General features: G+C 61.1%; 21 protein-coding genes and 1 tRNA gene. 16 read left to right on the top strand and 6 right to left on the bottom strand.

The genetic code is table 11. From position 1 onward, the window contains the following. Positions 1 to 75 precede the first annotated feature (75 nt). Complete coding sequence (locus tag LZ536_RS11115; RefSeq protein ID WP_249848852.1) at positions 76 to 2094, top strand: M13 family metallopeptidase; 2019 nt, start codon at positions 76 to 78, stop codon at positions 2092 to 2094. 43 nt (positions 2095 to 2137) lie between these two features. Further along, positions 2138 to 3151 (top strand): polyprenyl synthetase family protein, encoded by a 1014-nt coding sequence (locus LZ536_RS11120; RefSeq protein ID WP_249848853.1) that lies wholly within the window; start codon positions 2138 to 2140, stop codon positions 3149 to 3151. Here the strand turns inward: LZ536_RS11120 and LZ536_RS11125 are convergent. Next, positions 3145 to 3657 (bottom strand): DUF4402 domain-containing protein, encoded by a 513-nt coding sequence (locus LZ536_RS11125; RefSeq protein ID WP_249848854.1) that lies wholly within the window; start codon positions 3655 to 3657, stop codon positions 3145 to 3147. The two genes, LZ536_RS11120 and LZ536_RS11125, sit on opposite strands and share 7 nt — an antisense overlap. 70 nt (positions 3658 to 3727) lie before the next feature. Beyond that, the gene (locus tag LZ536_RS11130) at positions 3728 to 4330 is read right to left on the bottom strand and encodes a hypothetical protein (protein ID WP_249848855.1); all 603 of its coding nucleotides are present in this window, start codon (positions 4328 to 4330) and stop codon (positions 3728 to 3730) included. A gap of 77 nt (positions 4331 to 4407) precedes the next feature. Between LZ536_RS11130 and hrpB the strand changes: the two genes are divergently transcribed. After that, positions 4408 to 6867 carry an ATP-dependent helicase HrpB gene (gene hrpB, locus LZ536_RS11135; protein ID WP_249848856.1) on the top strand — a complete coding sequence of 820 codons (2460 nt, stop codon included), beginning with the start codon at positions 4408 to 4410 and terminating at the stop codon, positions 6865 to 6867. Continuing rightward, complete coding sequence (locus LZ536_RS11140) at positions 6864 to 7145, top strand: ETC complex I subunit (RefSeq protein ID WP_249848857.1); 282 nt, start codon at positions 6864 to 6866, stop codon at positions 7143 to 7145. The genes hrpB and LZ536_RS11140 overlap by 4 nt, the downstream gene beginning before the upstream one ends. Before the next feature lie 3 nt (positions 7146 to 7148). On the opposite strand, the gene LZ536_RS11145 is transcribed toward LZ536_RS11140, so the two are convergent. Beyond that, positions 7149 to 8006, bottom strand: coding sequence for a phosphodiesterase (locus LZ536_RS11145; RefSeq protein ID WP_249848858.1), 858 nt, complete (start codon positions 8004 to 8006; stop codon positions 7149 to 7151). 182 nt (positions 8007 to 8188) lie between these two features. On the opposite strand from LZ536_RS11145, the gene wecB reads away from it, so the two are divergent. Together wecB and LZ536_RS11155 are read left to right on the top strand one after the other, a co-directional pair. Beyond that, the gene (gene wecB / locus LZ536_RS11150; protein ID WP_348538845.1) at positions 8189 to 9277 is read left to right on the top strand and encodes a non-hydrolyzing UDP-N-acetylglucosamine 2-epimerase; all 1089 of its coding nucleotides are present in this window, start codon (positions 8189 to 8191) and stop codon (positions 9275 to 9277) included. Between the two features lie 48 nt (positions 9278 to 9325). Beyond that, positions 9326 to 9401: transfer RNA gene (locus LZ536_RS11155), tRNA-Glu, on the top strand. Between the two features lie 185 nt (positions 9402 to 9586). Here the strand turns inward: LZ536_RS11155 and LZ536_RS11160 are convergent. Continuing rightward, a complete protein-coding gene (locus LZ536_RS11160) occupies positions 9587 to 9892 on the bottom strand; it encodes a hypothetical protein (RefSeq protein WP_249848859.1) in 306 nt (101 codons plus the stop codon). Between the two features lie 520 nt (positions 9893 to 10412). Here LZ536_RS11160 and LZ536_RS11165 point away from each other — a divergent pair. From LZ536_RS11165 to LZ536_RS11210, 10 genes are all read left to right on the top strand, one after another. Beyond that, the gene (locus tag LZ536_RS11165; RefSeq protein WP_249848860.1) at positions 10413 to 10625 is read left to right on the top strand and encodes a helix-turn-helix domain-containing protein; all 213 of its coding nucleotides are present in this window, start codon (positions 10413 to 10415) and stop codon (positions 10623 to 10625) included. Beyond that, positions 10625 to 11083: a hypothetical protein gene (locus LZ536_RS11170; RefSeq protein WP_249848861.1), complete on the top strand. Its 459-nt coding sequence runs from the start codon at positions 10625 to 10627 to the stop codon at positions 11081 to 11083. The genes LZ536_RS11165 and LZ536_RS11170 overlap by 1 nt, the downstream gene beginning before the upstream one ends. Before the next feature lie 31 nt (positions 11084 to 11114). Further along, entirely contained in the window at positions 11115 to 13526 is a 2412-nt protein-coding gene (locus LZ536_RS11175) for an AAA family ATPase (protein ID WP_249848862.1), read from the top strand. Between the two features lie 205 nt (positions 13527 to 13731). After that, a complete protein-coding gene (locus LZ536_RS11180) occupies positions 13732 to 13896 on the top strand; it encodes a hypothetical protein (RefSeq protein ID WP_249848863.1) in 165 nt (54 codons plus the stop codon). A 591-nt stretch (positions 13897 to 14487) separates the two neighbouring features. Next, a complete protein-coding gene (locus tag LZ536_RS11185) occupies positions 14488 to 15621 on the top strand; it encodes a hypothetical protein (RefSeq protein WP_249848864.1) in 1134 nt (377 codons plus the stop codon). A 65-nt stretch (positions 15622 to 15686) separates the two neighbouring features. Continuing rightward, positions 15687 to 16031 carry a hypothetical protein gene (locus LZ536_RS11190; protein WP_249848865.1) on the top strand — a complete coding sequence of 115 codons (345 nt, stop codon included), beginning with the start codon at positions 15687 to 15689 and terminating at the stop codon, positions 16029 to 16031. Between the two features lie 704 nt (positions 16032 to 16735). Then, a complete protein-coding gene (locus LZ536_RS11195; protein WP_249848866.1) occupies positions 16736 to 16954 on the top strand; it encodes a hypothetical protein in 219 nt (72 codons plus the stop codon). Positions 16955 to 17020: 66 nt separating this feature from the next. Then, a complete protein-coding gene (locus LZ536_RS11200) occupies positions 17021 to 21142 on the top strand; it encodes an RHS repeat domain-containing protein (RefSeq protein WP_249848867.1) in 4122 nt (1373 codons plus the stop codon). A gap of 1 nt (position 21143) precedes the next feature. Beyond that, positions 21144 to 21407, top strand: coding sequence for a hypothetical protein (locus LZ536_RS11205; RefSeq protein WP_249848868.1), 264 nt, complete (start codon positions 21144 to 21146; stop codon positions 21405 to 21407). Positions 21408 to 21745: 338 nt separating this feature from the next. Continuing rightward, positions 21746 to 21970, top strand: a complete 225-nt coding sequence (locus LZ536_RS11210; RefSeq protein ID WP_249848869.1) for a hypothetical protein — start codon at positions 21746 to 21748, stop codon at positions 21968 to 21970. Positions 21971 to 22119: 149 nt separating this feature from the next. On the opposite strand, the gene LZ536_RS11215 is transcribed toward LZ536_RS11210, so the two are convergent. Beyond that, a complete protein-coding gene (locus LZ536_RS11215) occupies positions 22120 to 22719 on the bottom strand; it encodes an SOS response-associated peptidase (protein WP_249848870.1) in 600 nt (199 codons plus the stop codon). A gap of 9 nt (positions 22720 to 22728) precedes the next feature. Next, positions 22729 to 23721: a COG3904 family protein gene (locus LZ536_RS11220; protein ID WP_249848871.1), complete on the bottom strand. Its 993-nt coding sequence runs from the start codon at positions 23719 to 23721 to the stop codon at positions 22729 to 22731. Positions 23722 to 23877 lie beyond the last annotated feature (156 nt).

A 23877-nucleotide genomic window follows, 5' to 3' on the forward strand; every position in this document is an offset into this window, starting at 1 on the left:
CTTCGTCGAAAAGCCGCTTGCGTCCGGCACGCCCGCCGATAGGGTTCCGGCCAATCCGTTGGGGAGTAAAAATCGATGAATGTTCGTCACTTGCTGCTGGGCACGACTTTACTCGCAGCGGCTCCCGCGCTTGCGGCCACGCCGAAGTTTGGCGACTGGGGCTATGACTCCAGTTCGATGGACAACGCCGTCAAGCCCGGCGACGACTTCTTCGATTTCGTCAACGGCTCCTGGGCAAAGCGCACAGAGATCGCGGCTGACCGCACATTCGTCGGCATCGATTCCGTTCTCAATGACCAGATCGACAAGGACGTCCGCGCCGTCGTCGAGGACATGGCAAAGAACTCCGCTTCCTCCGGCAAGATCGGCCAGCAGGTCGGCGATTTCTATGCCAGCTGGATGGATGAGGCCGGAATTGAAAAGCGCGGCCTCGCGCCGCTGAAGCCCTACTTAGCGCGCGTCGCGGCGGTGAAGGACAAGACCGCTCTCACCCACTTGTTCGTCGACCCATCCTATGCGGGACCGGTTGGTCTCGGCATCATCCCCGATCCACAGGATCCGACGCGCTACGTCGCCATTGCCGGCCAAGGCGGGCTCGGCATGCCTAACCGCGATTACTACCTGCTGCAGGGCGCGAAATATGACGGCTATCGCAAGGCGTATCGCGACTACGTAATCAAAATCCAGACGCTCGCCGGCATTACCGATGCCGCGGCAAAGGCGGACAAGATCATCGCTCTTGAGACCGCCATCGCCAAGGACCAGTGGACGCCCGAGCGCAGCCGCGAGATCAAGGACATCTACAACCCGATGGATCGGGCGAAGATGGCCACGCTCGCGCCCCAGTTCGACTGGAACGGCATGCTGAAGCAGGCGGGTCTCGCGAACATGCCAACTGTGGTCGTCCTGCAGCCGAGCGCTATCCAGTCGGCCGGCAAGCTGGTCGATACCGTGCCGCTGCAGACCTGGAAGGACTATGTCGCGTACCATTTCGTCAGCAGCCACGCCCAGTTCCTCCCCAAGGCGCTCGATCAGGCGAATTTTGACTTCTTCTCAAAGACGCTCCGCGACGTTCCGACCCAGCGCGATCGATGGAAGCGCGGCGTTGCCCTCGTCAATGGCGCGCTCGGTGAGGGCGTGGGCCAGATCTACGTCCAGCGCCATTATCCCGCCGAAAGCGACAGGCAGATGGGTGAGCTCATCGCCAACATCCGTGCCGCGCTGAAAGAGAAGATCGAGACGAACAGCTGGATGGATACCGGCACCAGGAAGGAGGCGCTGGCCAAGCTCGCGAGCTTCGACCCGCGCACCGGCCACCCGGTCAAGTATATCGACTATTCGTCTTTGAACGTCAGCCGTACCGACCTGCTAGGCAATGCCGTGCGATCGGACGAGTTCGACTGGAACCTGCAGTTGTCGCGGCTGCCCAAGCCGGTCGATCGCACCCTCTGGGACATGACCCCCCAGACGAACAATGCCTACTACGACCCGTTCATGAACCAGATCACGTTCCCGGCTGCGATCCTGCAGCCGCCCTATTTCGATCCGAACGCCGATCCGGCCTCCAACTACGGCAGCATCGGCGCGACCATCGGCCATGAAATCGGCCATGGTTTCGACGACCAGGGCCGGCAGTTCGATGCCAAGGGCCGCCTACGCGATTGGTGGACCCCGGCAACGGCCAAGCTCTACACCGATCACGCGCAGGCCTTGGTGAAGCAGTACGACAGTTACGAGCCGATCCCGGGAGTCCGTATCAAGGGACAACTCACGCTCGGCGAAAACCTCGGAGACCTTGGCGGGCTTGAAGTCGCCTATGCCGCCTATCGACGTTACGTCGCCCAGCATGGCGAACCGCCAGTGATCGACGGCATGACGGGCGATCAGCGCTTCTTCGTGGCCTATGGCTATAGTTGGCAGACTAAGACCCGCGAGGGTGCGCTCCGTGCCCAGCTGCTGACCAATGAACATTCGCCGGCCAAGTATCGCGTGAACGGCGTCGTTCGGAACATCGACGCCTGGTATAAGGCATTCAACATCCAGCCGAGCGACAAAATGTACCTCCCGCCCGAACAGCGGGTCCACGTTTGGTAGGTGCTAGGAAAACGCCCGCCGTGCGGCTAGTGCGGCGGGCGCCATGACTGCCACGGTCCATACTCTGCAGGCCAATCGAGCTCCGTCCCTGGAACCGATGATGGCGCTGACAACCAGCGGCATGAATGCCGTCAATGCTGTGATCCTCGACAGGATGCAGTCAAAGGTTGCGCTCATCCCTGAGCTCGCTGGACATCTGATCGCAGGCGGCGGCAAGCGGATGCGACCGATGCTGACGCTCGCGAGCGCGGCCTTGTTTGATTACCCGGGAACGCGGCACCACAAGCTCGCCGCAGCAGTCGAGTTTATCCACACAGCCACCCTGCTTCACGATGACGTAGTGGATGGCTCAGGCCTGCGCCGCGGCCGACGAACCGCCAACATCATCTGGGGCAACCCGTCGAGCGTGCTGGTCGGCGACTTCCTGTTCAGCCGCGCTTTCGAGCTGATGGTGGAGGACGGCAGCCTCAAGGTGCTGAAGATCCTGTCATCGGCGTCGGCAATCATCGCCGAGGGAGAGGTCGATCAACTGACAGCCCAACGCCGTATTGATACCGATGAAGACCATTATCTGCAGATCATCGCCGCGAAGACCGCGGCGCTTTTCGCCGCCGCCTGCCGCATCGCCCCGGTTGTCGCGGAGGCGGGAGAGGAAGCGGAGGACGCGCTCGACACGTATGGCCGCAACCTCGGTATCGCGTTCCAGTTGGTGGATGACGCCATCGACTACAGTTCCGACAGCGCCACCATGGGAAAAGGCGTCGGTGACGATTTCCGCGACGGGAAGATGACCTTGCCGGTCATTCTCGCTTACGCGCGTGGCACTGACGGAGACCGCGACTTCTGGCGTTCCGCGATTTCCGGCGATCGCGTCGCCGATGAGGATCTGGCCCGGGCCATCGATCTTGTCAGGTCGACCGGCGCGCTGGCGGATACGCTGGAGCGGGCCCGCATCTATGCCCGCCGGGCCGTCGATTCACTTGGAAGTTTCCCGGCCGGGAAGGCGAAATCGGCAATGATCGAAGCAGCCGAATTCGCGGTCGCCCGCGCCTATTGATAGTCGACCGTCACGTCGACGACCCCAGTGTAGAGGCCTTCGCCAGTCGTCGGCGTAATGACGAACGATCCGCCGATCGCAAAATCGCTTCCAGGCGCTCCCGAATTGGTCAGCGTGACACTCGCTGGCCCGATCGGGGTCAACGTCAGAGTCGCGCCATTGACGCTGTTGCGCAACGTGCTCAAGTTCTTGTTGATCGTGATGACCTGCTTGTTGGTTCCCTGGACATTATAGGTCGGGACCGATGTCGCACCGGAGCAAACCAGCTCCGTCGTGTTCCCGCAGGTCAACACGTTCGCCGCGCTAAGGCTGATCGTGCGGTTAGCCGTGATCTTGTTGATGACGATCGTGCCGAAATTCAGGGACCCCGTCGCCGTGAGCACGACGGGCCTCACCACATTGGCATTGACCTGGGCACTGGCGGTTGCCGCCGACGCAGGGGTGCTCGCAAGCGCCGCCAATGGCAGCGCCAGCAAAGCACCGTACTTGCCTGGTCCCCCGGACATGCGTGGGACTATCACCGAAAATGGTTAAGACGCCATTAGCCCTGTTCCGATTCGGTCGTGGCTTGGCGACTTATTGTGCCGGTTCGCCGATCGGGATCATCAGGTGCGCATAAGGCGTGCCGGCGAACATCACGTAAGGCGCCTTGGTGTCCGGCTGCTCGCCAGTCGGATAACCCGCCAGTATCTCCTTGGAACCGACAACCATGACGTGCGGGCCTGTCTCGACCCATTTGGCGCCTTCCGCCGGCTTGGTGCCCCACGGGTCAGTGTTGCTGGCGTCGCTGCCGCCCTCCAGCATGTACATCAGGCCGACGGCGCCTGCCGGCGGATCCTTGTGTGCCATCCACGCCTGCGCCCACTTCAACCCATTGGCGTCCATGCACATCGGATCATGACCCGGTGTTTGCGGATTATCGGGCATGCAGGTCCAGCCGTTGCCGCCCTGCCGTAGCACCTTCATCGAGCCGTCCGCCGCGGCCTGGATCACCGTTGCATTCGCGGACACGGAGGACGGCGCAGCCGCGGTCGCGCTTTCGATTGGGTCGGTCGGAATGGACTTCTTGGCCTCCGCTTTCGATTCCGGCTTCGCGGGGGATGCCTCATACTTCTGGCAGGCCATAAGCGGCATCGATGCCGCCGCGACGAGCAGGATGGCGCACTTCGACATTGTCATGACTTCCTCCCTCGTGAGGAGGGCGTCCTATAGCATCGCGCTGGCCAATTGTCCGCAGGCTGGGCAAGGGTGTTCGAGTGAGCGAGTACCCCGTCCGCGATGTCCTGCCAGAACTGTTGGCCGCGTTGCGCGAAGGCACGCGCGCATTGCTCGTCGCTCCCCCCGGCGCCGGCAAGACCACAATGGTCGCACCGGCCCTGCTTGATGAGCCCTGGATCAACGGCGGCCAGATCCTCCTGCTGGTCCCGCGCCGCCTCGCTGCCCGCGCCGCCGCCGAGTTCATCGCGTCACAGCATGGCGAGCAGGCTGGCGAGACATTCGGATACGCAACGCGGCTCGACAGCAAGGTGGGCAAGGCAACCCGCGTCATTGCGATGACCCACGGCGTCTTTTTGGCGCGCATCCAGGCCGACCCGGAGCTCAAAGGTGTCGCCGCCGTCCTGTTCGATGAAGCCCATGAGCGCAGCCTCGACAACGACCTGGCACTAGCCTTTGCCCTGGATGCGGCGTCCGCGCTGCGCCCGGATCTACGCCTCGTCGCCATGTCGGCGACGATGGATGGCGCCCGCTTCGGCGCGTTGCTCGGCGACCCGCCGCGGATCGTCAGCGAAGGCAAGGCCTTTCCGCTGACCATCGACCATGTTGGCCGCGATGCGACGGCGCGCATCGAGCCGCAAATGGCCACCGCCATCCGTCGTGCTTTGGCCGAGCATGACGGATCGCTGCTCGCCTTTCTTCCCGGCGTGGCTGAGATCGAGCGAACGACTGAAGCGCTGGGCGCGCCGCCCGACGACGTCATCCTCCACCGCTTGCACGGAGGCGTCGAACCCGCTGCCCAGCGCGCCGCCTTGGCCGCTCCGCCATTGGGAAAACGGAAGCTCGTCCTAGCCTCTGCGATTGCCGAAACCAGCCTGACACTCGACGACGTCCGAATCGTCGTCGATTCCGGGCTTGCCCGGCGCCCGCGTTATGATCGCGGCGCCGGACTGACCCGGCTCGTCACCGAGCGTGCCAGCCGTGCCGCCGTCACTCAGCGGGCCGGACGCGCCGCTCGCCAGGGTCCGGGCATCGCTATCCGCCTTTGGGAAGAAGCAGCGACGGGCTCGCTGCCAACGCAGGATCCCCCTGAGATTCTCGAGGCAGATCTGTCGGCACTTCTGGTGGCCTGCCTGATGTGGGGCGAAGCCGATCCGGCCCGCCTGCCCTTTCTCGACCCTCCGCCCGCGCCTGCGATCGCAGAAGCTCGGCGTCGCCTGGCAACGATCAGCGCACTGGACGAGACCGGACAGCTAACACCGCACGGCCGGGCGATCGCCGGCTGGCCACTTGAGCCACGCCTTGCACATATGATGATCGAGGCGGCCGCACGCGGGATGGCGGGCGCAGCTGCGGGCGCCGCCGCGTTGCTGACGGAGCGCGGCCTTGGCGGGAATGACGCCGACCTCGAACTCCGTTGGCGCCGTTGGCGATCGGACAAGGGCCCGCGAGCGAATGCCGCGCGACGAATGACCGAACATTGGGTCAAGCGCGCTGGTGGGAAATCCAATCATCCGGCACACGAGCTTGGCAGAGGTATCGCCCTTGCTTTCCCCGACCGGCTTTCGCGGCGCCGCGACGCGAGCGGCGAGCAATGGCAGTCGGTGGGAGGCCGCGGCTTCCGGCTCGACCCGGCCTCCCCACTGGCGCGGAGCCAATGGCTCGCGGTTGCGGAGGTCGCGGGCCACGCTTCGGGAGCCCGAATCCTGTCCGCCGCCGCGCTTGAAGAGCAGGACGTCATCGACCTGTTCGGCGACAGGATCGAAACCCGCCACGACGGCGCCTTCGACCCCGCTACGGGGTCAGTGACTCCAACGCGTAGCCGCCGCCTTGGCGCCATCCGCCTCTCCAGCGGCCCCGATCCCAAGCCCGATCAGGCCGCCATCGAAGCCGCACTGGTCGATGGCGTACGCGAGCATGGCCTTGATTTGTTACCGTGGAGCGAGAGCGCCTCATCATTCCGAGCACGAGCCGCCTTCGCCCGGGAGTTCGATCCCTCCCTTCCCGCGCTCGATGATGAGGCCCTGATGGAACGGCTTGAAGAGTGGCTACCATCGCTCGTCACAGGTAAGCGCAGCCTGAAGCATATTGATGTCGCGGCCCTTCGTTCTGCGATGGATGGGCTGCTCGGATATGATGCCGTGCGCACGATCAGTCGCCTCGCTCCTCCCGAATTCTCCAGCCCGGCCGGAAGCCACCACGCCATCGACTATCGGGCACCCGGCGGCCCGACAGTCGAAGTGCGTGCTCAGGCCCTCTACGGTCTGTCGGAACACCCCATGGTCGCCGGCGGCCGCGTCCCGCTAACGCTCGCTATTACCTCGCCCGCGCATCGGCCGATCCAGACCACCAAGGACCTGCCCGCCTTTTGGAATGGCAGTTGGCGCGAGGTCGCGAAGGAAATGCGCGGCCGCTACCCTAAACACCTTTGGCCCGACGACCCCGCCTCAGCCGCCGCCACCTTGCGCACGAAGAAGGCCGGCGGTAGTCGGCGTGCATGACCATTGCCCGCATCGTCGAAGCTGACCGCAAGGCCACCCAGTCCGGCAAATTTGGCACCGGCCGATGGCAGCTGGAATTTGAACGCAGCCAGGCGCAGCGCCCCGACCCGCTTACCGGGTGGAACGGCAGCGGGGACACGCGCACTCAAGTGCGCCTGAGCTTCAAGACCAAGGAAGACGCCATTGCCTATGCTGAGAAGCAAGGCTTTGACTATCACGTGGTGCCGGCGGCGAAGACCAGCCTGAAGATTCAGGCCTACGCGGACAACTTCCGCTAGGTTCTAGCCCGTCCCCCGCTCGGTCAGAAACGCGCGCATCATCGGCTGAAGGTTACTGTTGTAGCTTGCGAGCACGTTTCGCGGGCCCGCAATCTCGAAATGCGTCAGCAACGTCTGACCATCCCAATAATGCAGCGCATAGCCCGGAGCATCGGCGATGATCAGCGCCCGGCCGTCAGGGTGCTGCGGATCGACGGCATCGAGGTCCAGCGCCACTTGCGGCGCGGTCGACGGCGAGACGATCAGCGGCTTGCCAGCGAAACTCGTCGCAATTGGCCGATGCACATGACCGGCAATCAGGCAGATAACCTGGCTTGCCGGGCGGACAATCGCCTCCAACCGCTTCACCCATTGTTCTGTCGGAAGCGCGCTCATCCACTCTATTCCAGTGTCGACCGGTGGGTGATGGAGCAGGATGACCGTCGGTACATCCACCTTTTCGCGCAAGCGCTCTGCGAGCCACCAAGCGCGCTTCTCGCAGATCATGCCGCCATGGCGGCCTTCGTCCAGCGTATCGAGAACGATCCAGCGCAGGCCGCCCTGCTCGATCTCATATTGAACGAAGCCGTTCTCATCGGTCGGCACGTCCGGCAATTCGCGCCTGAAATTTGCACGAGAATCGTGGTTCCCGACTAGCCAGAGCTTTGGCCCCTGCCATCGTCCGACAAGCGCATGTGCATGGTGATAGGCGTCGATGTCGTCGCCATTCTCGACGAGGTCGCCGGTGATCAACAGCAACTCGGGACGCGGGGACATTTCGTTAAGCTCGTCGATCACCAGGTTCAGCCGGCGGACGTTGAGCTCGTGCGGGTTGCCGCGGTCAAAGCCGACATGGAGGTCGGTAATCTGGGCGATCAGCATGTCGCCAACGCCCGATTTGAAGGTAGACGCAATTCATCCCCCCGGGGCGCCCAGTCCATGCGCCCGAATAATCGTTCCTATACTGCAACTTCTTCCAATGCCAGCTTGCTTGCCGCGAACTTCCTCTGCATCATTGACGTGCCGAGCTAGGGGGAAGGCTGTCCAGTAAGCGTATCGACATCATAGTCGGCACCCGCCCAGAAGCGATCAAACTAGCACCCGTTGTCTCAGCACTTGACCGGCGCGGCATGCGGCTGCGCCTCATTTTGACTGGCCAGCATCCGCTGAGCGCGGCCGATTACGGCTTGTCAGCTCATGAGCACATCAGGCTTGGTTGCAGTGGAGGCTCTGATCCGCGCGACCTGGTTGAACGCGTCTCCAGGTCTGTTTCACCGCTGCTAGCCGAACGGCCAGGCCTGATTATCGTGCATGGCGATACTGCAAGTGCCTTCGGGGGTGCCTTGACCGCATTTGCTACGCGCATCCCGGTCGCCCACGTTGAGGCCGGATTGCGCAGCTTCGACCCGCAAATGCCCTGGCCGGAGGAAGAGTTCCGAACGGCGATCGATGCGCGCGCCGACCTCCTTTTCGCGCCGACCGAGATCAGCGCTGCAAACCTGGAGGCCGAGAATGTTCCGGGTCGGATTTTCGTCACTGGAAACACCGGAATCGATGCTCTGTTGGCGGTTCTTGATCGACTGCCTCGGACCAGCCCGGATTCAGGACGATCGCTCGTCCTACTGGTGACGTGCCACCGCCGCGAAAGCTGGGGCGATGGCCTGAGATCGATCGCAGCCGCGTTGAGCGATCTTGCAGGCCGGCATCCCTTGGAGATCAGGCTCGTTCTTCACCCCAACCCGGCAGTCGCAAGCGTCATGCGCGAGTTGCTGCCAGATAAATCGGGAGTGCGACTGCTCGAACCTGTGACCCATGAGCAGATGATCAAGACCATGCTCGCGGCCGATATCATCCTCAGCGATTCCGGAGGCATGCAGGAAGAGGCGCCCGCACTCGGCGTTCCATTGCTTGTCTTGAGGGAAAAGACCGAGCGGCCTGAAGGCGTGGCGAGCGGCAACATGTTGCTGGTTGGCACCGACCGCAATCGGATCGTCGCCAGCGTCGAGTTCTTGCTCGATCCAGGCGTGCGTGCCGCAATGAGCCGCCGCGCCTTTCCCTATGGCGATGGCCAGTCTGCCGAGCGGATCGCGGGGCATATCGCCGAATACCTGGCGCTTGAAGCAAACCCCGCCACGCAGCTGCGGCAGGCATGATTGACGAACCGTGCCGAAACCCACATATGCGCGCCTCGCAATCGCTTTGGCCCCTTCGTCTAGCGGTCTAGGACGTCGCCCTCTCACGGCGAAAACACGGGTTCGAGTCCCGTAGGGGTCACCAGCGAAATCAGATACTTAGCGGCGGCGCGGCGAAACTTCCCCCTCAATTTCCCTAATAAGCGGGTTGGAATTCGACCGTTGGCGGCGAGCAGAAAGGCCCGACCGCAGCCAGCGACAGCAACCCCCATAACGCTCTACGCAACGTCATAGCGGGGGAAGCTGCCACGGCTGAGGCCGCTTCGCAAATCAGGCCGCTGCTAGCATTCGCAGCATAGTCGGCGCCTCGCGCAGCGTTACGGTTAGCTCAATGCCGTCACCGGGGGAGAGCGTAACCAAATCGTCCAAGTCAGCATCGCGCCACTGCAGGTTAGCCAGGCGGCGCTCCAAGCAAACCAATCGACCTGCGATCATCTCCCGGTCTTGATGCCGAAGGGCTCGGGCTATCTCTTGGGCTTCGTCGATTGCCCTAGTCCATGACGTAGCGCCGTGGCGCATGAACTCGACCTCTGAACGCTTGGCGTGGTCGAAGGTAATGACGTTGTTTGTAGGCATGATTGCGCTCCTTTTCGTGCATCGGAGCCAGCGAACTATTCGGCGGAAATACCGTCTGTCAAAGAGGATGTTGTCGGTCGTCATTGTCGACAGGAACCAACGCCTCGATCCATCCCCCGGCCTCGCTGATCGGTGAGCTCGGGACGGTGTGCCATGCCATGAGATAGAAGCGAGAGCATCGCAGCGCTGCGCTCGTCATGGGGTGGGGGGCTTTGCTTATAGGGCCCGCCACGCTGCCCACCCCCCGGCACCACCCGTGCGCCGGCCGTCATTTCTATTCCGGTCGCCCGCACTAATTTATTTTCGCAGAAGTTGCTTCCTACAAGTTGTCGGAACCTCACAACACGTAAATCACTGATATTCCAACTAAAGCTATTTAAAATCATACAAAATCCGACAGGTGTTTCCTACACTTTGTCGGAAAAGTCATTTGGTTTCAAAGATTTAATACTTGCGCTGCGAATGCCAGTGATTATGTGCGCTGACAGGTGAAGCAAAAGAACATCTGGAAGCGCGACACATGACTGGACAAACTCAGCTCTTGGAGCCCCTGGCTTACTCGGTCCCCGATGCATGTGCCGCGCTCGGTATCGGAATGACCCAGCTTTATAAGGAGATTGGGGCGGGCCGGTTGACGGTCTGCAAGGTCGGCAAGCGCACCTTGATAGAGCGGAGTGAAGCGCTCCGCTGGCTGGCGTCTTTGCGCGTCGCTGCTGTTTCGGCGGTGCACTGATGGGCGCGCGGGGTGAGCGGCTGGCTGCGGCGCAGCAGGCGGTGGCTTCGGCTGAGGCTAAGCATGATGCTGCTATGGGCGAGTGGAAGGCGGCTGACATTGTTGAGCAGGGCGCGTGGGCATCCGAAGCGGCGGTACTGTTTGCGCGTCGCAAGGTCGCGGCTGGCGAAGCGCGACTTGAACCGGACCAGCTTCGCGAGCGGTTGGTTCGTGACCTTGGCGGGTGTGCTGGTCGCGAAGAGATTGGCTTTGCGGTCCTGTGGGCAATTGCGCGCAGCATGGACGGCGGCTCGACGGGCTTGCTGGACGATTGTTCTCCGATTGGCATGAGCGCGGTTGAGCTGAGGGCCCGGGCTGAAGAGCTTTGGGACGAGGGTGAGCGGGCGAAGTTCGATCTGAGTGAGGCGAGGCGTCGACTGCACGACATTGAAAAGGAGATTTCAAAGCGCGGCGCCTGAGTGGTGCCGGTAATTGGTGGGTGGGATTACGATGAACAACGACAGGATTGGATCACTTCGGGCGGATGTAGACTTTCGCGAGGATGTCTTGGCTTTGCGGGAACGCGCGCTCAGTGAAGCGTCGGCTAATACCAAGGAAGCATCCGACCGGATTGCTGAGCTGAAGGCCAGCCAGCCGGAGCGCGTTGAGAAGGCGCGCGAGGCGTTTGCTGCGGCCAAGGAAGCCAAGCGGCTTTCTGACGAGGCGAGGGCCGCGGCCAGGCGGGAAGTTGATGCGGCACAGCGTCGGGTCCAAGTCCTGCAGCGCGCGCATGCCTACATCGGCCCGCATGACCCCAAGGAAATTGCGAAAGGTGCCGTAGACGCATTGCGCGAAAGCGAAGCACTGACTGAAGGCGACAATTTGCCGGAGCGCTTGGGAGTGGCGGCTGAACTGACTGACGGCGACTTTCGGGAAACGGTGACTGAGCTTATTGAAGAGGCAAGCCGCAGTGCTGCGATAGCTCGAGAGAGGCTTGCTGGGTTGCCGTCCGCCGCAGCGGTTGTGACCTCGTGGGGCCTGTCTCATCGCTCGCCGGCCGATATCGACACGGCCCGCTTAGATCAGGCGGTCGCGGATGCTGAGCGAGCCCTTGAACACGCGGAGCGCGAGCCTGACACGTCCCACTTGAAGCTGTGCCGCGATGCGGAGACGAGCGCGGCTGAGGCTGTGGCCGCGGCCAAATCTGAAATTGCCGCTGCAAGGGAGGCGCTTGCTGTTGGGGAGAGCGAGCTTGAGGAAGAGGCTCGCCAACGGGCGAGGATCCGAGAGGCTGCGGGCATCGGCGCTGTCGAGGCCGGAGAGTACCGGGCCTATTCGGTCAATGTCGACTTTCATTTGAGCCTGAATGGCATCGGCATAGAAGAAGTTCGCGCGCTTCATTCGAGTGAGGATTGCGATTTCTGCGAGCTGAGCTTTGAACAGGTCCAGCTGGTCCATAAAGAGCTGCGGTCGCGGATGTCGCGCTGGCATGAAGCACTTAGGCGGATGGGCTGCGTTGCTGGCGGCTTGATTGAGGCGCCTTACACCGGGGTCACCGACACGGGTTATTTCCTGCTGGTGCGCGGCGATGCCGACCTGCCGATATACAGCCCGCATTGGGACGCGGATGGGGAGCAACTTCCTTGCCTTGGCATGCTCTCTCAGATTCCGGTTGAAGGCGTTCCGGGCGCTGAGCTTTCCCTTGTGGCGTGGGCTCATCCGTCCTCCATCGAGGAGGCCTATGACGCTCTGATCAATCTTTCTCACAGCCACCCGGTTGATGAATGGGGAGCCAAGCGAACGCCTGGCCGACTTCCGAAGGCCGATGAGCAGGTGTCTGACTGGCTGGCGCGTGTTGCGCTTTCGCAGAAGGCGACGAAGTTTTACGGCCGGCGCCTGAGGACGTTTGGTCTTAACCTACTGGCTGCGGTGAACTACCCGCATCCCGATGCTCCTGCCCGTCCTAAGGCACTTATCGACGGCCTGCTGTTCAGCGGTTACGTGGCGGTTCTGGGCGGCGCGGGCGGCGCGGGTAAGTCGACGTTCCTGCACAACATGCTCGCGGTGCTGAACGCACCGATAGACGCGCCCAATCAATTTCTTGGGCGGGATGTCACCAGGCAATTCCCCGTCGCGTTCTTCGCCAGCGAGGGGACCGAGGAAGAGTTCGCTTACCGGTCGGATCACTACGAACGGCGCTGGGGCGATAGCTCGCTCCTCTATCAGCGCGTCAATGCGGACGAGCTGAGCGCCCGTCTGGACGAACTGCGCGACCTGATCCTTCGGTCTGAAATGGAGGTTGGCGCGCTGGTGGTCGACAGCTTTCGCGGCACGACAAGCGCCAGTGAGAATTCGTCCGAGGAAGTCAGGGGCTACTATCAGCGGCTCATCGACTTTGCGGAAGAGACCGACTGGGCGGTCGTCGTCTCGCATCACTTGACCAAGGGCGATCCTAAGAGTTTTGCCGACCTGAAGAGCAAGATGCGCGGCTCTGGCGAGCATCTGAATTCGGTGCGGCTCGCGTTCGGCCTTATGTCGAGGAAGAACGGGCAGAGGGAATTCGGCGTTCTCAAAAGCAACGTGCCTCGCGAATTCATGTGGCTTGGTGAGGGTGAGAGCGTCACGCTCCATAGCGATGCCGAGACGCACAGCTTTGAGTTGGTGGAAGCCAATCCTCAGAAGGAAGCTCAGGCCGCTACCGTGTCCGATGCGGAGCTGCAGCGTGTTCTCAGTGCTGTCGCGGCATGCAACGCGTCCGGCGTCGCTGTCCGTCGCTCCGGCTCGTCCGGCATATTTGAGCTTAGGTTGCCGGAGCTGGAGGGCATGTCGCGTTCTGTCGCCCGATCCGCTTTCGATACCTTGGTTGCCTCCGACCGGCTGAGAGCCGGAGCGAATGGCATGACCGCGATGGAAGCTGGCTGAAATTCGTTTCGGCAGTAGAACGTACCACCGTCCCTAACCACCAGCCCCAGAAGGACATTTTGCCTATGCGTACACTGCACACGATTTTCGTTCGGCCTGGCACCCCTATGGCGGACGTGTTTTCTCATTGGCACCGCACCCGGCCGGAAAACTCGCTTGGGTGCTTCAGCTATCGCGTCGATGCCAACGCGCCGCCGATACCCGTATGCGAGATTTTCTAGCTCTCGCCCTCTACAGCTACGCCGCAGTCGGGGCTCCCAACCCCGGCTCCGGCAAGCGGTTCATGGCGAGCTGGGCGCGCTCGGCTTTTCTATTCATCGCAGCCCTCGATCCGTTTCCCGTCATCTATGTCGACGCTAGCAAGCTGTAGGGCCCATGCTGCGAACGAACCTTTTCAAGTATTGCCCCCGGTGTGAGCAGTCGAAGCTGCGCGCCGAATTCAACAAGGAAGCCAGAAACAAGGACGGCCTGGCGCGGCGCTGCAAGCTATGTAGCCGGGCGCTGCACAAGGCATGGAGGGATTCCAAGCCCAAGGCGCCGCATAAGACTACCGATTTCGGCCCGTGGTTCGATCCGTGGCGAATCAAGCCTTACCGGCAGAACCGCGTCAGGGATGTGGTTAGAGCGGCCTCTGGACCGTTGCTGATGAGTGAGGTCGCGGCCAAGGCTCGTCTTCATATCTACACCGTCAATCGCTGCCTCCTTCGGCTGCACGAAAGGGGCCTAGTCTCCCGTCACAAGCTGCCGATGCGGGTAGCTGCGTTCTGTTGGAAGACGCGAACAAGGAAGCCCGGCACGGGCACGCGAATGCTGTACGTTTATAGCTGGTCTGGGCCCGTCGAATCCTCCCCCAATCGGCCATGAATTTCCCAATTATCCACTAGGAGATGCGAGCAATTCGGGTAGTATGATACCCGGGCATTAGCCGGGCTTCGGCGCGGCAAACGGTGGGGAAGTCATTATGGCGCGCGGCTCTAACCCCTTCTACTACGGCGCTGAACGCAACTTAGGCGATGCGCTCGGCCAAACGCTCGGGCGCGCGATCTTTGGTGATCCTGAGCTGAGGGCCCAGCAGGAGCTTCAGCGTCAGCAGACCGCGAATTACGCCGCACAGGCTGCTGAGGCTCAGGCCCACAGCGGGCTCTACGGCGCGCAGGCGGCGGACCAAGCGGCGCGCACGGCAGCTCGCAATCAGTTCGGTTCGCTTGCGCAATCGCTGCTTGATGCGTCTCTACCGCAGCTTGTCGCGGCTCCGGCCGGCGCTGACCCTCTGGCCCCTCTTCCTGATCCGGCGCCCGCATTCGACCGGCAAGGGTTCCAGCGCTCCATTGTCCCGTTCATCGCGGCGCTCGCCGGGGCGCAGGAAAACCCGAACGTGGGCGACACTGTGCAGGCTCTCGGGGCCTATCTTGGCGATGACCAATTCGCTCGCCGTGCGCTGGTTGCTGGCGGCAAGACGCCTGGCAAGGAATTCGCTCTTACGGCGGATCGCGCCGACGCGATCGCGGCGCAGGAATACGCCAAGGACCGCGACGTTGCGACGATCAACAACGCCAGCGATATTCCGATTGCGCGCATACAAGCCGCGACTGCAGCTCGCGGTCAGGACATCGGCGCTGCGACAACGCGCCGCGGTCAAGACATCGGCGCCTCGACCACGAGGCGCGGGCAGGACGTCACCGCCGCGACGACGCGCCGGGGCGTGAGTGCGAGTCCGCCTAGGGTCAGCCAAGAAATGCTTACGAATCTCTTCGGCGATGGAACGGAAACCAAAACTGAGAAGAAAGGCGAGCTTGGTCGCCAGCTCGTGGCTCGCGGCTATCCTGAAGGCCTGAGCGACAAAGGCGAGGCCTCGGTACGCGGCGAAATCATCAGCCGCTTTCAGCAGACTGGGAACCCCGTTCAGGCGGTAAAAGACACGCTGGACGGTCGGCAAAAGCAGATCGACGCCCGCAAGAACAGGGCACTGGCGCAGAAGGTTCAGGGATATAGTGCCGACGAACTCAAGAGCGAGGCGAGGGAGGCGATCGGTAGGGGCGCCTCCCCTCAGGTGGTGCGCCAGCGCTTCAAGTCTCTGACCGGACAGAACCTCTAAATGGCCGGAGTGATGGCCAGGGTGGAAGCTGGGCGGGGCCCGGCGAAATGGTGGGAGATCGACTGATGTGTTTTTTCGGAAATCGTGTCGTGCAGGCGCTTGGTAAGGGCTTTAATGACTATCAAGAGCGGCAACAGAAACGTGCTGAAGCTGAGGATCAGGCGGTTGCGGAACGAGATGCCAAGAATGCGGGCATCGATGCCGTGCTAGGAACATTGAATTCGGAAAGGCAAGCGACCAGTCAGGAGCTGCAGGCGGTGGGTCAATCGCTGCAACAGCTCCCCGTGAATGCGCTTATTACGAGTCAGGACATGGCCGCTTTGGGCCTGTCGCCGCTTGCCTCTGCCATCGCAGACATAGGTCGATACGGGCTTGGTCCGCGCTCCCAAGGCGTACAACAGTTCTATTAGGCGACGCCGCCCGCGTTCGCCGCCTCGCCGTCGCCAGACACACCCCCACCCACGTTGTCCGGTGGCGGCGAGGCAATCCTGTCTATGATCCGGCCTGTTGGCTTCTAAGCCCAAGCCACGAAAGCCGCTTAAGGAGAAGCCTCGGGAGGCTCGTCAGCCGTATGTGGGTGATGGAATTTCGAAGGCTCGCCCACTGCCTTGGGATCAGAAGTATCGACCCTCATGAGGTAATACCTTGGCTTTGGCACTGGCGGGATGCCCAAGGGAGGCGGATTTGCTTCGTGCCGCGTCCGCTCAACTTCGATCTCAATGTCGGCCAGTTGCTGCGACAGTCTTGAGAACGTGTTCATGAATAGAAGCAGCGATTGCTCTGCGATCTCGGCGCGCCTGTTGCGCGCGTGATTCAAACTGCACTCGGGACAAGCCAAACCTTACCTCCGTTCGCCCGAGCAACATCCGTTATGGTTGTGAAATGAAACCCGTCAAGCCCAATATTGATTTGTAGGACTCGCAATTCTAACAACTGAATTCGGCGTGCCGAATGCCGTTAGCCCGCCAGTTTACAAGACTGGCGGGCCTCTTTTTCTTAACCGATATTTAACCATCATTGGCCGGGCCGCGCAGGGGACCCTTCCCCCGAGTTCGAAATCGTGTACGGTTACGGAGCCGAATCGAATCGCGGGAGTGCTGCGATGCGACGATTTGTGCGTTCTGAAATCATCACTGGCTTGCTGACTGCTACGGGCGTGGCGCTCGCCATGAGCGCCGAGGCGTCGGAAACCATCAACTACACCTATGACGCGCGCGGGCGGCTGATCACCGTCAATCGAACGGGCTCGGTCAACAATGGGGTCAACACGACCTACAACATCGACAAGGCCGAGAACCGTCTGAACAAGACTACGACCGGCTCACCCAACTAGCCCTGACGCTCCTCCCGCTACTCGGTGCGGGCTCTCCCAAAATCATCCTGTTCAAAGGAAAGCCTTGTGATTCATCGAGCATTGCGTTTCGCCATATTGGCCAGCAGCGCGCTTGCCGCGCCCGTCTACGGACAGGCCGTTCTTGTCCCGCCAACGCGCCAGCTGATCGACGACAACAGCGTCGACCTGTTTCGCGGCCTCTACACGGTCGATGAGCCGGTCGCGACAATCGGCGGCAGCCAAGGGCTAGACCTCCGCAGGATCAACGTAGGTGCGGGCTGGACAAATAACATCATTGCCAATTTGCAGAGCAGCGGGAGCACCTTCTTCGCGACCGTCAATGGCCGCACCGACCGCTTTACAAAGTCAGGCAGTACTTACACCCCGACCGAAGCCAATGGCTCCTCGCTAACATTCGCCAGCAATATTTACACCTACACGGCCCGCGACGGGACGACCGTCACCTTCAACAAGGCGATCGTCAACACGGGCTTCGACCCTTACGGCAACGAAGGATTGGTGACCGCCATTGTCAGGCCAAACGGCCAGCGGCTCGACTACAACTACGACCTGCGCACCTACTGCGTCTTCTTCAATGGGGATTTCTGCCAGGGTGGGTTCAAGGACGTCCGTCGGCTCCAGTCGGTGACGACGGCTTACGGCTATATCGCGGAATATTCTTATTTCACCGACGATCTCGATGACGCCTCGGGGCTGACGAGCTGGTTCTTGGTAACCGACATCACGCTTCGTAACCGGTCATACGACCCGGCGAGCCAGACATGGCCCAGCCAGACGAATCCCAATCAATTGCTGAATACCTTTACCGGCACCGCCATTACCGGGGTCAAACGCCCCGGCAGCTCCAGCAATGACATTACCATTGCCTATTCGAGCGGCAAGGTGAGCTCGATCACCGATCATGCCGGCACCACGACCTATGGCTATGCTGATGCTTCCGGGAACCGGACGGTCACCGTTACTAACAGCTTGAGCCAGGTCAGCACCTACGTCTTCAATATCAGCAGCGAGCGGCTCACCAGCTTCACTGACGCGCTCAGCAACACGACGACCTACGCTTACGACAGCAGCGCCCGGCTAACCAAGATCACCAAGCCGGAAGGCAATTACACGCAATACACCTATGACGCGCGAGGCAACGTCACAGAAGTACGGAACGTCGACAAGACCGGCACTTCGAGTAGCGCCGACATCGTCACGACGGCATCTTTCCCATCCTCCTGCACCAGCCCCGTCACGTGCAACCAGCCGACCAGCACCACCGACGCGCGCGGCAATACGACCGACTATACCTACGATTCCACCCACGGAGGCGTTCTGACTGTCACTGGCCCGGCGCCGACCAGTGGCGCGACCCGGCCCAAGCAAACCTTCACTTATGTCACCGCCCAGGCACAAATCAGGAATACGTCGGGGACAATCGTCGGCACCGGGCAGAACGTCACGCTTCCCCAGTCCATCTCGCAATGCGCGACGACGGCGAGCTGCTCGGGCGGGTCGGACGAGGTCAAATTCACCGTCACCTACGGCACGACTGGAGTGGCCAACAATTTGCTGCCGACACAGGTCGCGAAGGGCAACGGGACCGGCACGCTGACCGCCACCACCAAGCTCGCCTATGACACCATAGGCAATCTAACCTCGGTCGACGGACCGCTTTCCGGTACCGACGACACAACCACCGCACTGTATGACAGCCTTCGTCGACAGATCGGTGTCATCTCCGCTGACCCGGATGGCGCCGGAGGACGCCCGCGGCTCGCGTCGAAGAAGACATTCGCCACCAACGGAGACTTGACCAAGATCGAGACCGGCACGGTCACGGGGACCACGTTCAGCGACCTCAACTCCATGACCGTCGCCCAGACCGTCGATATGACCTATGACGCCGATGGGCTGAAGTTGACCGACAAGTTGAGCGGCGGTGGGTCGGCCCAGACACTCACCCAATTTAGTTACGATACTGCCCACCGCCTGCAATGCACCGCGCAGCGGATGAACCCTTCGGAATTCGGTAGCCTGCCAGGCGACGCCTGCACTCTCGACACGCAGGGAAGCTACGGCCCGGATCGCATCACCAAGACTTTGAGGGACAGCGACGGGCGCCCGAATGAGATCAAGGTCGCGTTCGGCATATCGGGCGAGGAGGCCAGCGAGCGCAAGCTGAGCTACAACGCCAACGGTACGCTGCAGTATTTGATCGACGCGAATAACAATCGCACGACCTATGAGTATGACGGTTTCGATCGGCTGGTGAAGACACGCTACCCGATCACGACGATCGGTTCGAACAGCTCCAGCACCACCGATTATGAGCAGCTGTCGCTCGACAAGAACGGAAATGTCACCAGCCGCCGCCTGCGCGACGGAAACAGCATCGGCTACACCTATGACGGGCTCAACCGGCTGACCGACAAAGACTTGCCAGGCAGCGAACCGGACGCGGCCTACGCCTACGACTTACTCAATCGCCTGACCTCGGCAGTCCAAAACTCGCTGACAACCAGCCTGACTTGGGATGCGTTGTCGCGTAAGCTTACGGAAGCAACGACCGGGCTCGGCACGGTCACCAGCGAATACGACCTCGCCGGCCGCCGCACAAAAGTCACGCTGCCGGGTTCGACCAGCCTCTTCGGCAATTACGACTACGACGTGCTGGGGAACACGACGTCCATCCGGGAGAACGGGGCATCCTCCGGCGTCGGCGTGCTTGCTACCTATCAATATGACAGTCTCAGCCGCCGCAGCAGCGTCACGTTTGGGAACGGCGTGGTGCAGGACTACACCTATGACAACGCCTCGCGGCTGGCGACGCAGTCCAACGACCTCGCCTCAACTGCGAATGATCTCACTCAGACCTTCAGCTACAGCCCCGCCAGCCAGATCACGAGTGTCGCCCGCAGCAACGATGCCTACGCATGGACCGGTCACAACAATGTCAATCTCTCGTCCACGCCGAACGGATTGAACCAGATCGGCAATGTTGGCTCGGCCACCGTCACCCACGACAGCAAGGGCAATATAACTGCGGTCGGCAGCGACAGTTATGGCTATTCAAGTGAGAATTTTCTGACCTCGGGGCCGGGAAGTACGACGCTGGGCTACGATCCGATGGGGCGGCTCTATCAGGTCGCCAATGGCTCAGGCACGACCCGTGTGGGCTATGACGGCTTGGATCGGATCGCGGAATATGATGGCAGCAATGGCATTCTTCGCCGTTACATCCACGGGCCGGGCGTCGATAACCCGTTGGTTGCTTACGAAGGTACCGGCGCGAGCAGTCGCAGCTTCCTGTCATCCGACGAACGCGGCTCGGTCCTCACATCGACTGACAGCTCTGGCGCACTCTCAGCCGACAACAAGTATGATGAGTATGGCGTCCCGCAATCCAGCAACTCGGGCGCGTTCGGGTATACGGGCCAAGCTTGGGTGCCGGAGATCTCACTCTGGTATTACAAGGCGCGGTTCTATCGCTCCGACATAGGCCGGTTCATGCAGACAGACCCAATCGGATACGAAGACAGCCCCAACGTTTATGCATACGTCGTGGGCGATCCGGTAAATCTGCTCGATCCGTCTGGGCTTGGTGGTACCATCCCGTGTCCCACGACGAGTGACGCTTGCCCAACCGGTCCGCGGAATCCGTGTTTCAGCAATCCGAGCTCCTGCGTTAACGGTGATCCGAACGGTGGGATCGCGTTTGCGGGCCCAAACCTGTTTTGGACCCTGCAGCGAGAAGATACAGGAGGGCCGGGCGATCGAGAGACGGTAGACGAGGAGATCGTCGTTACCGCCAAGAAAAAATCGGCAGTGGATAAGGTCGTCCAGTGCGCGCTTGATCAGTTTGGCATTACCGGATTACTTGACCTTGGGACGGCATTGCTGGGCATACCGCAGGAGGGCAGCAAGCGTTTCGTGACTCCTGGATCATCAAGAGGCACCTCCGCACTTTCCGAGGGCTTGGCGCGGCGCTTTCCTCAGCGGATAGGAGAAACCAACTTTGGTCAGCGTTTCGGTGTTAATAGAATTTGGACGCCTCGATTGGCGCAGCTAAATCGAGCCACACCAGTCATTGGCCGCGCCGCTGGTCGCCTTATTCCAATTGCTGGTGGAATCTTATTGGCCAAAGACGTTGTAATGATCGTTGTCTGCTCGCGAAGGAGTTAGCGTGGATAAAAGCGATCAAAAAGTCTTAGAAAAACTAGCAGTTATCCTTGCTGAGCAGCAAGGTATCTCCAGCCCGGTCTCCGCTGGCCAGCGCCTCTGTCGCGATCTTGGCGTTTGCGGTGGCGACTTCCAAGACTTTATGAGCGCCGCCTGGGAAGCAAACGGGTTACCGAACTCTGGCGGGGTCGAACTCGGGATTCCGGAAGATGCAATCACACTAGCTGACGTCGTCAAAATAATTGGGGCCGCTCGACTACGGTCATAATGAGCACTCGTACCCTTTGGAACGATATTAAATAGAAACCCGGAATTAATGTGACGGTTTACTAAATACACTAAATTCAGCTCCTCGTCTGCCCCGCCTTCCCATCGTCCTCCCGGTAGGATTCGAACCAGAAACCTTATGCTCAAAGGACCTAGGTCTGCCCCAAATCCGAAATCTCGCCGCCTAGACGGTTCACCTTACCGCACGGTCACTCGGAGGTTGCCTAACGCGGCCGCTACGCAAATGGGCCTAGCCAGCTGTTCTCATGATGTTCCACAATCGCGGCCATGCTTCGAGTCGACGACCCAACCGACAATCAAGGCCAGGGCTGGCGAGAAATGACCGGCCATGAAATCGCGGAGCTTCTCTATTTCACGGTCCGCACCGCGCCGAAGCACCTAATGAACGACCTGACCAACCGCGATGCCGCGAAGGGTGATCGGGCGGCCAAGCGAATTGCCGAGCTGCTGGCGGAGCGCCTGCGCGGCTATCCCGTTTTCTGTGCCGCCCGTGCTAGGGATTGGGGCGGCTTTCCCGGTCCTTCGGGTGGATCGATCGGCTAGGCCCTGACCGGGATTATTGCCGCCAGCCGCCGAATACCGAACCAACCGAGCGAAAGAGCGATGGCAACGCCTAGGCTCGTTCCGTGAAAGTAGGCGACGAACATGCAGACGGTCACAACGCCAGCGGGGCTGAGACGCTCAGGCAAGGCTCAGCGCCTCACCCAAGGCTCTTGAGTGCGCTCAACCGTCATCAACCCTTCGAAGGGCCTGCAGAGGATTCCAGCGGTGTCTGGAGAGCCGTCCAGCCAATCGCCCCAATCGCTGGGCGGCAGGATCGCGGGCATGCGGTCGTGAATACCCTGTACATGCTCGCAGGCCTCGGTCATCACCATCGAATAGGCCGGCCCCCATTCGTCCGTGTCGCGCCAGATGCCGGCGACGGCGAACAGGTCCTGATCGGGCAGCGAGAACCAGGTGCGGGTCTTGGCGCCCTTCTCTCCTTCCGCTTCGCAAAAGGCGCTGACCGGGATCAGGCAGCGCCGGTCCTGGAACGAATAGCGCCACATGAAGCTGTCGAGCTTGTCGGTGCGGCAATTGTTGACCGGCTTGGGCTTCAGCGGCTGGCCGTTCTTGCCCTTGAGCGTCAGCGGGAAGCCCCAGGTCATCTGCCTGACGCGGCCCTCTGCAACGACGAGGCCGGGATAGCCGGGATAGACATTCTCCCCGGCATTGCCGCGCGGGTCGGGATCGGCCCGGAACAGCCGGGCGACCTCATCGACGTTCTTCCGCATGTTGTAGAGATTGCACATGCGGACCCGTTAGTGGTGCGACCGGTACATAGCGACAGCCTGAGCGCGATTGGCAACTGGGCCGGTTTCGAAATCGCTTTCGCATACCGATTCTATGACGCCGAAAATCATGGAATCTGGGGATGCGTATGAAACTTTGTTGCTATCTATTTTTGCCTGACTTTCAAACTCGTCGTCGGCAAAATACTTCCTGTCCAGTTCACGGTAGGCTTTGTTGCTGCAATTCGCCTCGAAGAGGGCCACCGCCTTGTTCACGCCTTCCACTCTTTCGGACCACCAGGATTCGTCCCAAAACTGAACCGTAGTTCCGCTTCTCCGTATCTCGTCGGTGTTCACGAAATGGATGGTTTTGTTGTCCGGCGAGCGGGCACTCACGCGCCAGCCGCCCAGGGTTTTTGGCGGAGGTGTGTTCAATTGTACTAACGGCGGCGGCGAAACGGTCGTCTCCTCAGACTCAAGTATCTTGAAGTCGATTCCAGAGGTTCCCCGATCTGAAGCACCAAGCCAACGAATGGACGAAGGGGGAGCGCTAGTCGCGAAGATGATGGACCGCTCGGGCAACTCCAACTGCGTGAGATATCTGCCGACGAGCGCATTACCCACACCCGTCTCAATCTGCCTTCCGCCCTCCTCCAGATAGGTTGCATGAAATCCAACCCTGCCCGTCGGAGCCAAGAACTTACTTTCCCCGGCGACCCAGATGAGCGCGCATGAGGAAGCGCATACTTCACGGTCGGGAACGTATGTCGCAAAGCCCATCAGATGGATCGCCTTGCCGATCTCGAGCGCCGGAATGAGAAGACCACCGTTGCTGCTAAGCGCCACGACAGCATTCGGATACTGCGCCGCCATCCGCCGGAATTTTGCATCGTCCCCCTTTTGGATGTCGCCCACGATGGCGATCAGCTCAAACCCCTTTTCGACGGGCTCATGCAGAATCTCGGCGGCCGAAGCTGCCGACGAAGATGCCAGAAACGCGAGACCAATCTTCAGCCAATTCATGACTGAAACTCCTTAGACACACTGCCAACCTGTCAACGACTCCTATATACCCATTAGGATCAAGCTTAAGATCAGGAAAAGCCCAACAAATGCGGATGCGTTTAGGGTCTTCCTGATCAGCATCTGTGATTGCCCCAATAGCGTTGCCAAACTACG

The organism is Sphingomonas alba (genome assembly GCF_023516555.1).
GTDB lineage: Bacteria > Pseudomonadota > Alphaproteobacteria > Sphingomonadales > Sphingomonadaceae > Sphingomicrobium > Sphingomicrobium album.

Excerpts from the sequence above, each read along its gene's own strand:
- LZ536_RS11115 (WP_249848852.1), top strand. The coding sequence starts at position 76 with ATGAATGTTCGTCACTTGCTGCTGGGCACGACTTTACTCGCAGCGGCT.
- LZ536_RS11185 (WP_249848864.1), top strand. The coding sequence starts at position 14,488 with ATGGCGCGCGGCTCTAACCCCTTCTACTACGGCGCTGAACGCAACTTA.
- LZ536_RS11140 (WP_249848857.1), top strand. The coding sequence starts at position 6,864 with ATGACCATTGCCCGCATCGTCGAAGCTGACCGCAAGGCCACCCAGTCC.
- LZ536_RS11165 (WP_249848860.1), top strand. The coding sequence starts at position 10,413 with ATGACTGGACAAACTCAGCTCTTGGAGCCCCTGGCTTACTCGGTCCCC.
- LZ536_RS11160 (WP_249848859.1), bottom strand. The coding sequence starts at position 9,892 with ATGCCTACAAACAACGTCATTACCTTCGACCACGCCAAGCGTTCAGAG.
- LZ536_RS11215 (WP_249848870.1), bottom strand. The coding sequence starts at position 22,719 with ATGTGCAATCTCTACAACATGCGGAAGAACGTCGATGAGGTCGCCCGG.
- LZ536_RS11145 (WP_249848858.1), bottom strand. The coding sequence starts at position 8,006 with ATGCTGATCGCCCAGATTACCGACCTCCATGTCGGCTTTGACCGCGGC.
- LZ536_RS11180 (WP_249848863.1), top strand. The coding sequence starts at position 13,732 with ATGCGAGATTTTCTAGCTCTCGCCCTCTACAGCTACGCCGCAGTCGGG.
- LZ536_RS11175 (WP_249848862.1), top strand. The coding sequence starts at position 11,115 with ATGAACAACGACAGGATTGGATCACTTCGGGCGGATGTAGACTTTCGC.
- LZ536_RS11125 (WP_249848854.1), bottom strand. The coding sequence starts at position 3,657 with ATGTCCGGGGGACCAGGCAAGTACGGTGCTTTGCTGGCGCTGCCATTG.
- LZ536_RS11130 (WP_249848855.1), bottom strand. The coding sequence starts at position 4,330 with ATGACAATGTCGAAGTGCGCCATCCTGCTCGTCGCGGCGGCATCGATG.
- LZ536_RS11120 (WP_249848853.1), top strand. The coding sequence starts at position 2,138 with ATGACTGCCACGGTCCATACTCTGCAGGCCAATCGAGCTCCGTCCCTG.
- LZ536_RS11220 (WP_249848871.1), bottom strand. The coding sequence starts at position 23,721 with ATGAATTGGCTGAAGATTGGTCTCGCGTTTCTGGCATCTTCGTCGGCA.
- LZ536_RS11210 (WP_249848869.1), top strand. The coding sequence starts at position 21,746 with ATGACCGGCCATGAAATCGCGGAGCTTCTCTATTTCACGGTCCGCACC.
- LZ536_RS11190 (WP_249848865.1), top strand. The coding sequence starts at position 15,687 with ATGTGTTTTTTCGGAAATCGTGTCGTGCAGGCGCTTGGTAAGGGCTTT.
- LZ536_RS11170 (WP_249848861.1), top strand. The coding sequence starts at position 10,625 with ATGGGCGCGCGGGGTGAGCGGCTGGCTGCGGCGCAGCAGGCGGTGGCT.